We start from the raw sequence: 14,905 nt of genomic DNA on the forward strand, positions 1-14,905 counted from the left end.
GGCCCCCTTTAGAGTAGAGGCCTCGACATGAAGACTGCGGTAGTCACCGGCGGCGGTTCCGGCATCGGCCTCGCCGTCGTCGAACGCCTGCGGGCCGACGGTTTGAACGTCGCCGCCATCGACCTGCGGCCGTCGGACGCCGATTTCGCGTTTACCGCCGACGTCACCGATCGATCGCAACTGGATGGGGCGCTGTCGGCCATCCGCGCGCAACTCGGGCCGGTGACGGTTCTGGTCAACGCCGCCGGCCTCGACGGGTTCAAGAAGTTCAACAACATCACGTTCGAGGACTGGCAGCGGGTGATCGACGTCAACCTCAACGGCGTCTTCCATACCGTCCAGGCGGTGCTGCCCGACATGGTCGAGGCGGGCTGGGGACGCATCGTCAACATCTCGTCGTCGAGCACGCACTCCGGTGCGCCGTACATGAGTCACTACGTGGCGGCCAAGTCGGCGGTCAACGGCCTGACGAAGTCGCTGGCGCTCGAGTACGGGCCCAAGGGCATTACGGTCAACGCGGTGCCGCCGGGATTCATCGACACCCCGATGCTGCGCGCCGCCGAGAAGAACGGATTCCTCGGCGATATCGACGAGACCATCGCGCGGACGCCGGTGCGCCGGATGGGCACCCCCGAGGACATCGCGGCGGCATGCGCGTTTCTGGTGTCCGAGGAAGCCGGCTACATCACCGGTCAGATCTTGGGCGTCAACGGCGGCCGCAACACCTGAGCGGTGGCGATTCGCCAGCGGTGCCCGGTAACCAGCGTCAGGTGAGAGGAGAAAACCCGTGAAGGTCTGGGTGGATTCGCAGCGATGCCAGGGCCATACCCTGTGCGCGATGATCGCGCCGGAATCGTTTCAGCTCAGCGACATCGACGGCAGTTCGTCGGCGGTCGACGAGGTGGTGCCCGGCGATCGCGAGGACCAGGTGCGCGAGGCCGCGCAGTCCTGCCCGGAGCAGGCCATCATGATCACCGACGACGCCTGAGCCGGTATCGGGTTCGTAGCTACGGCAACACATAGGGAGACAAGCGTTGAGCGTCGACGACGTCGTCAATGACAGCGACCGCAAGAAGAACCGGTACCACTTCGACCGGCACTCCTCGGAGTACCGGTCGAAGTTCAAGGCGATCACCGAAGAGATGCACGCCAAGTGCCCGATGGCCTGGACCGACACCTATGGCGGCCACTGGGTCGCGGCCGGCAGTCACGAGGTGTTCGAGTTGGCCCGCTGTCCCGCCGTCTCCAACGATCACGACATCCACGGCGAACGCCGCGGCTACAAGGGCATTTCGATCCCCACGGCCAGCCGGGTCAGCGCGGTGCGCGGCGGGATCCTGGAGATGGACGACCCCGAACACCGCACCTACCGCACCGTGCTCAACCCGTATCTGTCACCCGCGGCGATCAAGCGCTGGGAACCGTTCATCGACGACGTGACGCGCGCCTGCCTCGACGAGAAGATCGAAAGCGGCCGCATCGACTTCGTGGACGACCTGGCCAACATCGTGCCCGCCGTGTTCACGCTGGCGATGCTGGGCATCCCGCTGAAGAAGTGGAACATGTACAGCGAGCCGGTGCACGCCGCGGTGTACACGCCCGAGCACTCCCCCGACATCGAGCGGGTCACCGCGATGCATCGCGAGATGGGGCTCGACATGGTCAACAACATGATCGAGATCCGCGCGAACCCGCGGCCCGGAATCGTCAACGGTCTGCTCGAGATGCGCATCGACGGTGAGCCCGCCCCGGAGCTGGAAATCCTGGGCAACCTCGGCCTGGTCATCGGCGGCGGCTTCGACACCACGACCGCCCTGACCGCCCACTCGCTGGAATGGCTTTCGGAGCATCCGGAGCAGCGACAGCTGCTCAGCGACGAGCGCAAGACCCTGCTCGACCCGGCGACCGAGGAGTTCCTGCGCTACTTCACCCCGGCGCCCGGAGACGGCCGGACCTTCTCCGAGGACACCGAACTCGACGGCACCCGGTTCAAAGAGGGTGAGCGGCTGTGGATTTCGTGGGCGATGGCCAATCGCGACCCCTCGGTGTTCCACGACCCGGACCAGATCATCCTCGACCGCAAAGGCAACCGGCATTTCAGCTTCGGGCTGGGTGTGCACCGCTGTATCGGCTCGAACGTTGCGCGCACGGTGTTCAAATCTATGCTCACCGCGGTGCTTGACCGGATGCCCGACTACAAGTGCGACCCGGAGGGCACCATTCATTACGAGACCATCGGTGTCATCCAGGGCATGCGCAAACTGCCGGCCACCTTCACGCCTGGCCGTAAGGTCGGAGCCGGCCTCGAAGAAACGCTGGAGAAGCTGCAACGCATCTGCGACGAGCAAGAACTCGCCAGACCGATCACCGAGCGTAAGGAAGCCGCGGTCATCGACTGAGCCGATCACAATTTCTACGAGTGGGTCTGTTCAGCGCGACCACGCCCTATATTTGGGGCAATTGCGGGAGCATAGATGGGAGACGCAACGGTGAAGACTTTCGCAGTGAGCCTTGCGCTTGCCATGGCCGCGCTGACCGTCACGCCGATCGCCCACGCGGACATGCTGTTTGCCAACTACAGCGTAAATACGAACCGGGATCCCGGCCACTTCTGGGTTTGGTCGATTAGCCCGTGCGTCCAGCCAGCGCCGGGATGTCTGCAGGTGTACGCGACCCCGCAGCCCAACGGGCAGGCGGCGCCCTGGCGGGCAGACGCCCACCTGTCCAACGGCCGCTACACCATGACCGCTGACGACCCCTTCGGAGTACGTTGCGTGGTCCAGTTCTTTCCCTCGCATGACGTCTACTCGTGGGATCCGGTGACGCTGGCGGGTCAGGTCGACTCGACGTTCGACACCGGCTGCGGCGGCGGACCGGGGGGCAGCAACAGTTGGCCGTTCTCGCTCGTGCGATGGTAGCCGCGTGAGAGGTACAGGAGTCGGTCGATCATGACCGCGACGGGCAGTACGCACCATGGCTGAGGAGAAGAAGGCGCCGAAAGATTCGGCCAACTCGAAAGCCGACGTGCAGGCGTTGCTCGAGGAGGCCGAGGCCGAGGCCGCCGAAGCCGAAGCGCTGGCCGCCGCGGCACGCGCGCGCGCTCGTGCCGCCCGCCTCCGGCGTGAAGCGCTGGCCCGGGCCGAGGTCGAGACCGAGATCGACGCCGCTGCCGCGGAAAAGGCACCGGGAGCCGACGAGGGCCGAACCGACACCGCCGAACCGGAGACCGACGAGGTCACGGAGACCGTCGAGCCGACCAACACGGACGCGACGGAGACCGGCGACGAAACCGCCGAAGAGGCGGAAGCGGAAGCCGAGCCGGCTCGCAGGCGACGCCTGCGGCTGCCCCCGTGGTCCGTAGCGTGGAAAGCGGCAGTCATCGTCCTCATCTGTGCCTTCGTCGCGGCCAGCGGATACATGATGTGGAACCGCCATGAAGTTACCGAGCGCAACGAGCGCGCCGCGAACTTCATTTCGGGAGCCAGACAAGGTGTCGTCAACTTGACTTCCATGGACTTCAATAAGGCCAAGGAGGACGTCCAGCGGGTCATCGACAGCTCGACCGGCCCGTTCCACGACGACTTCCAGGCGCGCGCAAAAGATTTCACGACCGTCGTCGAACAGTCCAAAGTTGTTACCCAAGGCACCGTGAACGCGGCGGCCGTGCAATCCATCAACGGGGATTTCGCGTTGGTCCTCGTCGCGGCGACGTCGCACGTCACCAACGCCGCGGGCGCCAAAGACCAACCACGCAATTGGCGGCTCAAGGTGACCGTCAAAAACGACGGCGGGCAATACAAGATGTCCAACGTGGAGTTCATTCCGTGACCGAGGACCAGGCCAGCATCGACACGGCCGACGACTCCGCCGAACAGGCCGGCCTCATGGAAAGCGGCGCTGCACGTGCGCGGCGCAACGTGAAAGTCGTTCCCGTGATTCTCATTGCGCTGCTGCTGCTCTCCGGCGGCGTGGCGACGTGGCTGTACTTCAAGCAGTACCGGCCCGACAAGCAGACCGACGCCAGCGTCGCGAGCGCGGTGACCACTGCGGCGTCCGACGGGACGGTCGCGTTGCTGTCGTACTCGCCCGACTCGCTCGACAAAGACTTCGCCGCCGCCAAGACGCACCTGTCCGGTGATTTCCTGTCGTACTACAACCAGTTCACCGAACAGATCGTGGCGCCGGCGGCCAAACAGAAGTCACTGAAAACCAACGCGCGGGTGTTGGGGGCCGCGGTTGCCGAATTACATCCGGATTCGGCCGTCGTGCTGGTGCTCGTCGACCAGAGCACCACGAGCAAGGACAATCCCGACCCCGCGATGGCTTCCAGCAGCGTGCTGGTGACTTTGACCCGAGTCAACGGCGCCTGGCTGATTACCAAATTCGACCCGGTCTAGAACCGGTGGCTCCCCGCCGAGCGTGCAGTTGGTCGCTGATTCCTGGACCGTCGCGTGTGAATACACGGCCTTGACTGTGCACTCTTCGCGACGACACGACGGCAGCCGCCGTGGCTTCACACTCAACGCCGTGGTTTCACACTCGACGTAAGGTAGCCGGCGCACGCCGCCAGCGGCGCACGCCGCCGCCCAACGGCCCGGCGACATTCGCCCACAAGAATCCACCAAGGATCCGCCGAGGCCGGCGTTCGATCCTTCTCTCACGCAGCTGAATCGCTGGCAGCCGGGAGGAGGAATCGCCATGTCGCTACTGGGCAACCACATATCTCTGATGCACGGCTGGGTGCCGATCACGGCCCAGATCGTCGCCCCGATCACGCTGGGACTCGCCGCCGGGTGGCGATCGCGTCGTTGGCGCCTGCTGTGGCTGCCCGCCGCCACCCTCGCCGGGGTCGGGACGGCGCTCGGTGCGCGCCGCTGCATCAGCGCGGCGGCGCCGGACGCGCTGTACGTCTGGATCGCGCTGGTCGGTGCGGCCATGGCGGTGCTGATCCTGGGCTGGCGCGGTGCGCGGTGGTGGCGGCGTGGGCTATCGATCCTGGCCGTGCCGCTGTGTCTGCTCTGCTCGCTGCTCGTGCTCAACCAATGGGTCGGCTACTTCCAGACCGTCCAGAACGCGTGGAACCAGTTCACCTCCGTTCCGCTGCCCGACCAGGTCGACAAGGCCACGGTCACCACGCTGGCGGCGAAGGGCTCAAAGCCGCCGCACGGCAGCCTGGTGCCGGTCGTGATCCCCGACGACGCGTCGCAATTCAAGCACCGCGAAGAACTCGTCTACCTGCCGCCGGCCTGGTTCGCCAGCTACCCCCCGCCGCAGCTACCGACGGTGATGATGATCGGCGGCATGGTCAACACGCCCGCCGACTGGGTGCGCGCCGGCGGCGCGGTGGACACCGTCGACGCCTTCGCGGCCGCGCACGGCGGCAACGCCCCGGTGCTGGTATTCGTCGACCCGGGGGGCGCGTTCGACAACGACACCGAATGCGTCAACGGAAGCCGCGGCAACGCGGCCGACCACCTGACCAAAGACGTTGTGCCGTACCTGGTCTCGAACTTCGGGGTCAGCCCCGACCCGTCCCGCTGGGGCGTCGTCGGCTGGTCGATGGGCGGAACGTGCGCGGTGGACCTGACCGTCATGCACCCCGACATGTTCGGCTCGTTCGTCGACATCGAGGGCGACCTGACGCCCAACAGCGGGACCAAGGAACAAACCATCGCCAACCTCTTCGACGGCGATGCCGACGCGTGGGCAAGATTCGACCCGACCACGGTGATCAACCGCCACGGCCGCTACACCGGGGTATCCGGTTGGTTCGCCATCTCGTCGGGCGGTTCGCCGCGCCACGACATCACCACCGTGGACACCGCCGCGATGGCCGTCGCCGGTCGCGCCGCCGCCGCAGACCCCGGTAACCAGGCCGCGGCCGCCGCGTCCCTGTGCGGACTGGGCCGGGCAAACGGCATCGACTGTGCGGTGGTGTCCCAGACCGGACAGCACGACTGGCCGACGGCGGGCATGGCGTTTTCCACCGCGTTACCGTGGCTGGCCGGCCAGCTGCACACCCCGGGCGTGAACCGGATCGCCTTGCCCAGCAACGCCTCTCAGCAATCCCTGTGATGGCCTAGCCTCGCGGCAGGCCGAGCACCCGCTGGGCGATGATGTTGCGCTGGATTTCGGAGGTGCCGCCGGCGATGGTCCCGGAGAAGCTGCGGGCGTAGCGCTCGAACCAACTGGCGAAATAGTGGTCGAGGTTCATATGCATGTAGGGCCCCGTCTGTCCGGGCTGAATGAGGCCGTCGGGTCCCGCGGCGGTCAGCGCCAGTTCCATGCCACGCAATTCGGCTTCGGAGCCCAGCAGCTTGAGCACCGAGATCGCGGCCACGTCATCTTCGCCGCGCGCGGCGCGCGCCAGGGCCGCCGAACCCAACAGCCGCAGGGCCTGCTTGTCCATGATGGTGCTGGCGTATTGGTCGCGTTCGACGTCGGTGCGGGGATGGAAGTCGTCGATCATGTTCTCGAGGCGATCGGCGAAACCCAGCCACATCATGGTGCGTTCGTGCCCCAGCGACCCGTTGGCCACCCGCCACCCCTGGTCGAGTTCACCGACCAGGTTCTCGGCCGGCACCCGCACGTCGGTGAAGAACACCTCGTTGAAATCCAGATCGTCGGCACCGCAGATCGACGGGAACGGCCGGCGCACCAGCCCCGGGCTGTCGGTGGGGATGATGAGCGCGCTGATTCCCTTGTGCTTCGGCGCATCTGGATTGGTGCGGACAAACGTCAGCAGGACGTCGGCGTCGTGGGCGCCGGAGGTCCACACCTTCTGGCCATTGACCACGAAGTGATCGCCATCGAGCACCGCGCGCGTGCGCAGCGACGCCAGGTCGGAGCCCGCGCTCGGTTCGCTCATGCCGAGCGAAGCGGTGATCTCGGCCCGCAGAATCGGCACCGCCCAGCGCCGCTTCTGCTCGTCGCTGCCGAACGACAACAGCGAGGCCCCAACGATATTCACACCCTGCGGGTTGAAGCTGTGATAGATCCGCCGGCGGCTCAGTTCCTCGAGGTAGACGAACTGCTGAATGACCGTCGCGTTGCGCCCACCGAATTCCGGCGGCTGGCTGGGCAGCAGCCAGCCGTTGTCGAACAACAGCCGCTGCCAGTCCCGGGCCCACTGCGGCATGTGGGACACCGACCGGGGACGCTCGAGCGTTTCGCTTGCGGGAGGAAGGTTTTCGTCGAGGAACGCCGAGAACTGCGCCCGGAACTCCTCGACGTCGGAATCAAAAGTCAGCCGCACGGTATTCCTCCGCGATCCGCGCCCGGTGCTCCGCCGCGCCGCCGAGCATCAGCTCGCCCGCCTTGGCTCGTTTCAGCGCGAACTGCAGGTCGTTCTCCCACGTGAATCCCATCGCGCCGTGCAGCTGTAGGCCGTGCCGGAACACCAGCGACTGGCATTCGCCGGCCGATGCCTTGGCCATCGCGGCCGCCAGTCGACGACGGGGATCGTCGGCCGCGATCGTCAGCGCGGCGAAGTAGGCCAGCGCCCGCGCCCGCTGCACGGCGACGTGCATGTCGGCGGCCTTGTGCTGCACGGCCTGGAAAGAGCCGATCGGCACGCCGAACTGCTGGCGGCTACTCACGTGCTCGAGCACCAGGTCGAGGATGCGTTGGCAGGCGCCGACCATCGTGATCGCCATGCCGGTCAGCGCGAAATGGTGAGCGCGTTCCGCGTCGACGGTCAGCCGGTCACTGTCGGGCACCCGAACCTGGGCGAACGACAGGTCGGCGACGTGCAGTACCGGATCGAACACGGAAGCGCGCCGGGCCGACACCTGACTGGACTCGACCAGGAACACCCCGGCATCGGTCACCACCGCCAGCCGATCCGCGCGATCTCCGTCGAGCACGTGGCGCGCCGTGCCCTCCAGGACCCAGCCCTCGGCGTCGCGGTGCGCGGCGACCCCGCCATAGACCGCGGTGCCCGATTGGTGTGGGTCGAAGCGGTCCGCGGCGAGCGGCGCGAACTGGCTCATCGTGGCCAGGAACGGGGTCGGGTCGGTGGCGTGGCCGAGCTGCTCGAGGACGATGGCCAGCTCGACGGCGCTTTCTGCATCGCTGAGTTCGGTCCAGCCCTGGTCTACATACGATTTCCACAACGGGCTGGGGTCGACGCCCTTTTCGGCCACGCTGCGCACCAACGACGGCGGGCACTGCTTCGCGACGGCGTCGCGCACCGTGTCCTGCCACAGTCGCTGGTCAGCATCGAACTCCAACAGCATCCGCGCCGCCTCTCGTCGTGACTGTCACGGCGAGAATACCATTCTCGGTTGTGGAAGTAATAATCTCTGAATCCGGTCATGGGATCACCCAACGGCCCGCGACGGATGGACTTTCGCCGGCGATCTAACCGCCGGTCACGAGGCCGTCGGCGGGGTTGTCCCAGCGGTCGAGGTTCACGAATTCGGCCAGCGGCCGCCGGCGCAGCGGGCCGTGGTTGCCCTTCGGCCACCCCACCACGATGTGGCCGGCGATCATCCAGCCCTCAGGGACCCCGACGGCTTCCCGCAGCAGCCGTTCACCGCCGTACGAGGCCCAGCTGGTCAGGCAGGCACCCAGCCCCTGGGCCCGGGCGGCCAGCAGGAAGTTCTGCATGGCGGGAAAGATCGAACCGCCCAGCAGGAGTTCCGACGCCGTCGGGTAATGCGCCTGGGCGAACAGGACCGACGTGAATTCACCGGCGCGGTCGTGCAATTCGTACGTCGCGAGGTAGGTGCGGGCGCGGCGGGAGCTGTCGTCGTCGGCGGGCCGGCTCATGCCGTAGACGGGTTCGATCACTTCCAGCGCGTGGGCCGCGGCCTTCGCCACCGCCGCACGTTGCTCGGGCGATCGCAGCACCACGAATCGCCAGCCTTGCGCGTTGGCGCCCGACGGGGCCCACCTGGCCGCCTCGAGACACCGCGCCAGAGTCGCATCGTCCACCGGCTCATCGGTGAAACGCCGGATTGTCCGAGCCGTCGACATCACTTCCCAGATGTCAGCGCTTGCTCCGGTCACCGCTTCTCCTCAACGTCCCTGATCACCACGACCCGCAGCCGCACCTCGGATTACCAATCGCTACAGCACGATTGGACAGGCGCGGAGTTTCCGCGCGCTCCCCACCGAACGAGAACCCGAGCGGGCGAATCCATTCGAACATCGACTGTAGACCGCACCCAGCGGCCCGCGATGCAAGACTGCGCTCAGGCAATCGGCCCCTCGGCGTCCGCCCGCACGACAATCTCGAGGGCCGCTGCCCCGAACCGAAGGGAGAACTGCATTGGACCGCGCAACCTACCAGCGGGGGCTCGAAATCCGCTCCGAGGTGCTGGGCGAGGACTACGTCAATCGCGCGCTGGCCAACGCGGACGACTTCACCGGGCCCCTGCAAGACCTGGTCACCGAATACTGCTGGGGTGCCGTGTGGGGCCGTGACGAACTGCCGCGCAAGACCCGCAGCATGCTCAACCTGGCGATGATCTCGGTGCTCAACCGGCCCAACGAGTTGCGTACGCACGTCAAGGCGGCACTGACCAACGGCGTCACCCGCGAAGAGATCCGCGAGGTCTTCCTGCAGGTGGCCATCTACGCCGGCGTGCCGGCCGCCGTGGACAGCTTTCGCATCGCGAGCGAGGCGTTCGCGGCGTTGGACCGGGACGGTGGCGATCGCTAGCGCGGCGGATCGCCGGCATAAGGGATAGGGGCACAACGTGGAGATCGGGTTCATCGGGCTCGGAAACATGGGGCTTCCCATGGCATCCCGGCTTATCCGGGAAAATCACGACGTCGTCGCCTTCGACGCCCGCGGCGAGGCGCTCGAGCGCGCCGTCACGCTGGGGGCGCGCGCGGCTTCGTCGGTCAAGGAGGTCGCCGACCGCGCCGAGACGGTGCTGGCCAGCCTGCCCACCCCGGGCGCGTCGCTCGCGGTGGCAACCGGTCCGGCGGGCGTGATCGAGGGCGCGCGGGTGCGGCGCTACGTCGACTTGTCCACTGTCGGTAGCCAAATGGCGGTGCAGATCCACGGCCTGCTGGCGCGGCGCAACATCGTGGCGATGGACAGCCCGGTCAGCGGCGGTGTCGGCGGCGCCGCGAGGGGCACGCTGGCGCTCATGGTTTCCGGCCCCCGCGACGAATTCGACCTCGTGCGAGGCGCGCTCGAAGCGCTGGGCCGCCCGGTGTATGTCGGCGACAAGCCCGGCGCCGCGCAGACGATGAAGCTGGCGAACAATATCTTGGCGGCGAACGCGTTGGCCGCCACCGCGGAAGTCGTCGTGATGGGCGTTAAGGCCGGCCTCGACCCGGCCGTGATGATCGACGTGCTCAATGCGGGATCGGGTGCGACGAGCGCGAGCCGCGACAAGTTCCCCCGCGCGATCCTGCCCCGTACCTTCGACTACGGCTTCGCCACCGGGCTGATGCTCAAGGACGTGCGTCTTTATCTCGACGAAGCGAGGGCGCTCGGCGTGCCCGCCGAGGTCGCCGAGACCGTCGGCCGGCTATGGGAGGCGCTCGCCCGCGACGAGGGACCGGACTCCGATTTCACCGCGGTGATCAAACCCTTCGAGCGGGCCGCGGGTGTGACGGTGGGCGCGCCGTCGGACTAGGCAATCGCCTCGGCCGCCGGGGCGACGAGCCGCGCGGACCGCGTCGATCCGCAACTCGGAGAATGGTATTATCCGGAATGAAGAACGATACTTGCTCCGAAGCTCGCAAAACGCCGTTCACCAGCGACGATGACTAAACGAAATGCTTACCGAAAACCCGTTGATTGACCGCCGACGAAAATGTTAGATTGGCTATCATATGACCTCGCGCGGCCGGCTTTTGCCGCCGCAGCCGAAGGGTGGCTCTCGTGATCACACACGCCGACGGAACCAGCACCCCGTTGATCGACGCGAGCGTGCACATCTTCTTCCCGTCCAACAAGGCCCTGCGCAAGACGCTGCGCGAACCGTTCAAGAGCCGCGGCTTCCCCGACTACGAGATGGACTGGTACGGCGCCCCCGGCGGTGAGTACGCGCCCAACACCGAGGGCCCGGATCGTCAGTACCCCGGTTCGGATCCGGATTTCGTTGCCAACGAACTCTTTTCGAAGCGCGGCGTCGATGTGGCGGTGCTGCATCCGATGGCGCGCGGCATCATGCCGGACCGGCACCTGGGCAGCGCACTGCACGCCGCCCACAACGAGATGATGGTGTCGAATTGGCTGGAGTCCAGCCAGTTCGGCGAGCGGTTCCGCGGCACCATCCGGGTCAACCCCGACGACATCCCCGGCGCCCTGCGCGAGATCGAGCGGTGGCGGGCACACCCGCGGGTGGTCCAGATCGGTGTCCCGCTGCAATCCCGCGAGCTGTACGGCAAACCGCAGTTCTGGCCGATCTGGGAGGCCGCCGTCGACGCCAGCCTGCCCGTCGCGGCGCACATCGAGGTCGGGTCCGGCATCGCTTTTCCGCCGACGCCGAACGGGAACACCCGCACCTACGAGCAGTACGTCAGCTTCATGGCGCTGAACTACATCTATCACCTGATGAACATGGTCGCCGAGGGAGTGTTCGAGCGGTTCGACGGCCTCAAGTTCGTCTGGGGCGACGGTGCCGCCGACTTCGTGACGCCGTTCATCTGGAGGATGGACACGTTCGGCCGTCCGCACCTGGAGCAGACACCCTGGGCCCCGAGGATTCCCAGCGATTACCTGCCCGGCCACGTGTTCTTCGTCCAGGGCAGTCTCGATGGCCCGGGCGACGCCGAATTCGCCGGCGAATGGTTCGGCTTCACCGGTAAGGACGACATGGTGATGTTCGGCTCGAGCTATCCGCACTGGCAATGCGGCGATGTCAGCAAGCTGCCCAGCGCGTTGTCGCCCGAGCAGCGCGAGAAGCTGTGCTGGCGCAACGCCGCGCGGCTCTACGGCATAGACATCCCCGCCGGGGTGGGCGCACAGTAGAAGTATCGCGAAAGACTGAGGAGAGCCAGATGACGTTGACCCATTCGCAGGAGCGGGTTCCCGCTACCGAGCGCATAGCCGTCCGCTGCGTCGACTCGGACGTTCACCCGGCCCCCAAGCGCGGCGAGCTACTCCCCTACATCGCCGAGCCGTGGCGCAGCAAGTACTTCCTCACTCGCACAGTGGGCGAGCAGATCTACTACGACGCCCCGGACTACGCGCACTCCTACGCGATGCGCGTGGACTCCTTTCCAGCCAACGGCGAGTTTCCTTGCAGCGACCCGGATTTGGCGTTTCGCCAGCTGATCATGGAGGCCGGCTCCGACATCGCCATCCTGGAGCCGGCGGCCTATCCGGCGCGCATTCCCGAAGCGCAGCACGCAATGTCGGCCGCGTTGAACGACTGGCAGGCCAATCACTGGCTGGACAGCCACAACAACTGGCACGAGCGGTGGCGCGGCTCGATCTGCATCGCCATCGAGGAGCCGGAAGAGTCGGTGCGCGAGATCGAGCGCTGGGCCGGGCACCCCTTTATGGCGCAGATCCTGATCAAGGCCGAGCCGCGGCCGTCCTGGGGCCACCCGAAGTACGATCCGATCTGGGCGGCCGCCACGAAGAATGACATCACCGTGAGCTGCCACCTGTCCCGCAGCCAGTTCGACGAGCTGCCGATCCCGCCGGTGGGCTTCCCCAGCTACAACCACGACTTCATGGTGACCTACTCCCTGCTGGCGGCCAACCAGGTGATGAGCCTGGTCTTCGACGGCGTCTTCGACCGGTTCCCGGGGCTGCGAATCGTGTTCGTCGAGCACGCCTTCAGCTGGATCCTGCCGCTGATGTGGCGGATGGACGCGATTTACGACGCCCGCAAATCGTGGCTCGACATCAAGCGCAAACCGTCGGAGTACGTCAAGGACCACATCAAGTTCACCACCCAGCCGCTGGACTACCCGGAAGACAAGACCGAACTGACCCGCGCGCTGGAATGGATGGAGTGCGAGAAGATCCTGCTGTTCTCCTCGGACTACCCGCACTGGACGTTCGACGACCCGCGCTGGTTGGTCAAGCACCTGCCCAAGCACGCCCGCGACGCGGTGATGTACAAGAACGGCATCGCGACCTATCACCTGCCCGAGACCGTTCCGGTCCTCGAGGGTCAGACCCGGGTGCTCTGAGTTGAGCGAAGAAACCAAACGGCCCGAGCCCCGTCTCGCCCAGGGCCGCGAGCACGTCGTCGCTACCGTGGACGAAATCCCGCCGGGCACACATAAACTGGTGCCGATCGGACGTCACGGCGTCGGCGTCTACAACGTCAACGGCACCTTCTACGCCATCGCGAACTACTGCCCCCACCAAGGCGGCCCGCTGTGTTCGGGACGGGCCCGGGGGCGCACCATCGTCGACGAGACCGCACCGGGTGACTCGGTCATGGTGCGCGACCTGGAATACATCTACTGCCCCTGGCACCAATGGGGCTTCGAGCTCGCGACCGGCACGACGGCGGTCAAGCCGGAATGGAGTATCCGCACCTATCCGGTGCGCGTCGTCGGCAACGGCGTTTTGGTTCAGGCCTAACCACAGGAGAATCGGGTGCCTTCTATTGAGATCAACGGGGGAAATGTCGTCTACGAAATCCTCGGTGACTCTGGCGATCTCATTGCGTTGACGCCGGGCGGCCGGTTCAGCAAGGAGATCCCCGGCCTGCGTCCCTTGGCCGATGCCCTGGTCGCGGGCGGCTACCGGGTACTGCTGTGGGACCGGCCCAACTGCGGCGCCTCGGATGTGCAGTTCTATGGACAAAGCGAGTCCCACATGCGCGCCGAGACACTGCACAAGCTCGTGACCGGTCTGGGCTTCGAGCGTTGCATCCTCGCCGGGGGTTCCGGCGGCGCAAGGGATTCCATGCTGACCACGATGCTCTACCCCGAGATGGTCACCAAGCTCGTGGTGTGGAACATCGTCGGCGGCACCTACGGCACCTTCGTGCTCGGTTCGTTCTACATCATTCCCAGCATCCTCGCGGTGCGCGGCACCGGCATGGACGGGGTGGTGAAGGTGGCCGAGTGGCGGGAGCGCATCGAGGAGAATCCGAACAACAAGCAGCGGTTCCTGGACTTCGATAAAGACGAGTTCCTCAAGCTGATGCTGCGCTGGCTCAACGCGTTCGTCTCCAAGCCGGGCCAGACGATCCCGGGTGTCGAGGACGAGATGTTCGACCGGATCACGGTGCCCACGTTGATCATTCGTGGCGGTGAGAACGACATGGATCACCCGAAGCGGACGTCGCTGGAAGTCAGCTGCCTGATCAAGGGGTCGAAGCTCATCGACCCACCGTGGCCCGAGGACGCATGGGAGCGGGCCTCGGAAGACCGCGCCGCCGGTCGGGTGCAGCACTTCAACATGTTCGACACTTGGGTGCAGGCGGCGCCCGCAATCCTGGAATTTTTGGGTTCGTGATGGCGCGACACGGTGCATCACCTCGTGGAAATGCGGACCTCGCAATTCAGCGACGCCTCGAGCGCCGTGTGTACCCGGCTTTCCGGAATCCGCTCGAGGTCGGACTCGCGCAGGGTCACATGGACGATGTCGAATCCGTCGTCGCCGGGGGTGCGCTCGATGTCACCGGTGAGCCCGAACGCCGACAGCACGCCGTGCGCGTCGTCGTCGGTGCCCCGGCTGACGAAGGTGATCACTCCCGCGACGGGATCAATACCGAACGCTCTGGCGCACAATCCGATTGCGGTGGCCTTGGCCGTGTCACCGTCCTCGGCCGCAATGAGCAGCTCCACTTCGCGGCGGGTCGCCGGCAGGGATGCGAGGTCGTTGTCGACCACGTCCGCGCCGGCCGCGGCCACCAGCTCGAGGAGAGCCGCCATGCCGTCGCGTAGCTGTGCGGGCTCGAGCACGCTCTCCGGGTCGACGTTCACACGCACCACCGCAGTTCGCATGTGCGCAAGCCTAACTAAC

At 66.3% G+C, this 14,905-nt stretch carries 17 protein-coding genes; 13 read left to right on the plus strand and 4 right to left on the minus strand.

The genetic code is table 11. The annotated features are described in order from the left end of the window. Nucleotides 1-27 precede the first annotated feature (27 nt). The 7 genes from DQP57_RS01235 to DQP57_RS01265 all read left to right on the plus strand — a co-directional run bounded on the left by DQP57_RS01235 (nt 28) and on the right by DQP57_RS01265 (nt 6,075). On the plus strand, nt 28-729 hold the full coding sequence (locus DQP57_RS01235; protein ID WP_112630974.1) for an SDR family NAD(P)-dependent oxidoreductase: 702 nt from the start codon (nt 28-30) through the stop codon (nt 727-729). Between the two features lie 58 nt (nt 730-787). Continuing rightward, nucleotides 788-988, plus strand: a complete 201-nt coding sequence (locus tag DQP57_RS01240; RefSeq protein ID WP_112630976.1) for a ferredoxin — start codon at nt 788-790, stop codon at nt 986-988. Nucleotides 989-1,034: 46 nt separating this feature from the next. Beyond that, nucleotides 1,035-2,399 (plus strand): cytochrome P450, encoded by a 1,365-nt coding sequence (locus tag DQP57_RS01245; protein WP_112630978.1) that lies wholly within the window; start codon nt 1,035-1,037, stop codon nt 2,397-2,399. 75 nt (nt 2,400-2,474) lie between these two features. Beyond that, nucleotides 2,475-2,918 carry a hypothetical protein gene (locus DQP57_RS01250; protein ID WP_205869001.1) on the plus strand — a complete coding sequence of 148 codons (444 nt, stop codon included), beginning with the start codon at nt 2,475-2,477 and terminating at the stop codon, nt 2,916-2,918. A 55-nt stretch (nt 2,919-2,973) separates the two neighbouring features. Further along, the gene (locus DQP57_RS01255) at nt 2,974-3,828 is read left to right on the plus strand and encodes a hypothetical protein (RefSeq protein ID WP_112630982.1); all 855 of its coding nucleotides are present in this window, start codon (nt 2,974-2,976) and stop codon (nt 3,826-3,828) included. Nucleotides 3,829-3,884: 56 nt separating this feature from the next. Then, nucleotides 3,885-4,397, plus strand: a complete 513-nt coding sequence (locus tag DQP57_RS01260; RefSeq protein ID WP_430917644.1) for a hypothetical protein — start codon at nt 3,885-3,887, stop codon at nt 4,395-4,397. Between the two features lie 301 nt (nt 4,398-4,698). Then, on the plus strand, nt 4,699-6,075 hold the full coding sequence (locus tag DQP57_RS01265) for an alpha/beta hydrolase (protein WP_112630986.1): 1,377 nt from the start codon (nt 4,699-4,701) through the stop codon (nt 6,073-6,075). A gap of 4 nt (nt 6,076-6,079) precedes the next feature. On the opposite strand, the gene DQP57_RS01270 is transcribed toward DQP57_RS01265, so the two are convergent. From DQP57_RS01270 to DQP57_RS01280, 3 genes are all read right to left on the minus strand, one after another. Next, on the minus strand, nt 6,080-7,255 hold the full coding sequence (locus DQP57_RS01270) for an acyl-CoA dehydrogenase family protein (RefSeq protein WP_112630988.1): 1,176 nt from the start codon (nt 7,253-7,255) through the stop codon (nt 6,080-6,082). After that, nucleotides 7,239-8,237 (minus strand): acyl-CoA dehydrogenase family protein, encoded by a 999-nt coding sequence (locus tag DQP57_RS01275; RefSeq protein WP_112630990.1) that lies wholly within the window; start codon nt 8,235-8,237, stop codon nt 7,239-7,241. The genes DQP57_RS01270 and DQP57_RS01275 overlap by 17 nt, the downstream gene beginning before the upstream one ends. 124 nt (nt 8,238-8,361) lie before the next feature. Further along, entirely contained in the window at nt 8,362-8,979 is a 618-nt protein-coding gene (locus DQP57_RS01280) for a nitroreductase family protein (protein WP_112630992.1), read from the minus strand. A gap of 295 nt (nt 8,980-9,274) precedes the next feature. Between DQP57_RS01280 and DQP57_RS01285 the strand changes: the two genes are divergently transcribed. The 6 genes from DQP57_RS01285 to DQP57_RS01310 all read left to right on the plus strand — a co-directional run bounded on the left by DQP57_RS01285 (nt 9,275) and on the right by DQP57_RS01310 (nt 14,395). Continuing rightward, the gene (locus DQP57_RS01285; protein WP_112630994.1) at nt 9,275-9,667 is read left to right on the plus strand and encodes a carboxymuconolactone decarboxylase family protein; all 393 of its coding nucleotides are present in this window, start codon (nt 9,275-9,277) and stop codon (nt 9,665-9,667) included. A 37-nt stretch (nt 9,668-9,704) separates the two neighbouring features. Further along, a complete protein-coding gene (locus DQP57_RS01290) occupies nt 9,705-10,598 on the plus strand; it encodes an NAD(P)-dependent oxidoreductase (RefSeq protein ID WP_112630996.1) in 894 nt (297 codons plus the stop codon). Nucleotides 10,599-10,846: 248 nt separating this feature from the next. Beyond that, nucleotides 10,847-11,938, plus strand: a complete 1,092-nt coding sequence (locus DQP57_RS01295; RefSeq protein WP_112630997.1) for an amidohydrolase family protein — start codon at nt 10,847-10,849, stop codon at nt 11,936-11,938. Between the two features lie 29 nt (nt 11,939-11,967). Continuing rightward, nucleotides 11,968-13,113 carry an amidohydrolase family protein gene (locus DQP57_RS01300; RefSeq protein ID WP_112630999.1) on the plus strand — a complete coding sequence of 382 codons (1,146 nt, stop codon included), beginning with the start codon at nt 11,968-11,970 and terminating at the stop codon, nt 13,111-13,113. A 1-nt stretch (nt 13,114) separates the two neighbouring features. Next, a complete protein-coding gene (locus DQP57_RS01305; RefSeq protein WP_112631001.1) occupies nt 13,115-13,513 on the plus strand; it encodes a Rieske (2Fe-2S) protein in 399 nt (132 codons plus the stop codon). 15 nt (nt 13,514-13,528) lie between these two features. Continuing rightward, nucleotides 13,529-14,395, plus strand: coding sequence for an alpha/beta fold hydrolase (locus DQP57_RS01310; RefSeq protein ID WP_112631003.1), 867 nt, complete (start codon nt 13,529-13,531; stop codon nt 14,393-14,395). 17 nt (nt 14,396-14,412) lie between these two features. Here DQP57_RS01310 and DQP57_RS01315 read toward each other — a convergent pair whose 3' ends face one another. After that, on the minus strand, nt 14,413-14,886 hold the full coding sequence (locus DQP57_RS01315; protein WP_112631005.1) for a hypothetical protein: 474 nt from the start codon (nt 14,884-14,886) through the stop codon (nt 14,413-14,415). Nucleotides 14,887-14,905: the final 19 nt, after the last annotated feature.

It is taken from the genome of Mycobacterium colombiense, assembly GCF_003284935.1.
Taxonomy (GTDB): Bacteria; Actinomycetota; Actinomycetes; order Mycobacteriales; family Mycobacteriaceae; genus Mycobacterium; species Mycobacterium arosiense_A.

Bases quoted from the DNA above. Each gene is read 5' to 3' on its own strand.
- DQP57_RS01265 (WP_112630986.1), top strand. From the start codon at position 4,699: ATGTCGCTACTGGGCAACCACATATCTCTGATGCACGGCTGGGTGCCG.
- DQP57_RS01260 (WP_430917644.1), top strand. From the start codon at position 3,885: ATGGAAAGCGGCGCTGCACGTGCGCGGCGCAACGTGAAAGTCGTTCCC.
- DQP57_RS01235 (WP_112630974.1), top strand. From the start codon at position 28: ATGAAGACTGCGGTAGTCACCGGCGGCGGTTCCGGCATCGGCCTCGCC.
- DQP57_RS01275 (WP_112630990.1), bottom strand. From the start codon at position 8,237: ATGCTGTTGGAGTTCGATGCTGACCAGCGACTGTGGCAGGACACGGTG.
- DQP57_RS01250 (WP_205869001.1), top strand. From the start codon at position 2,475: ATGGGAGACGCAACGGTGAAGACTTTCGCAGTGAGCCTTGCGCTTGCC.
- DQP57_RS01280 (WP_112630992.1), bottom strand. From the start codon at position 8,979: ATGTCGACGGCTCGGACAATCCGGCGTTTCACCGATGAGCCGGTGGAC.
- DQP57_RS01300 (WP_112630999.1), top strand. From the start codon at position 11,968: ATGACGTTGACCCATTCGCAGGAGCGGGTTCCCGCTACCGAGCGCATA.
- DQP57_RS01255 (WP_112630982.1), top strand. From the start codon at position 2,974: ATGGCTGAGGAGAAGAAGGCGCCGAAAGATTCGGCCAACTCGAAAGCC.
- DQP57_RS01315 (WP_112631005.1), bottom strand. From the start codon at position 14,886: ATGCGAACTGCGGTGGTGCGTGTGAACGTCGACCCGGAGAGCGTGCTC.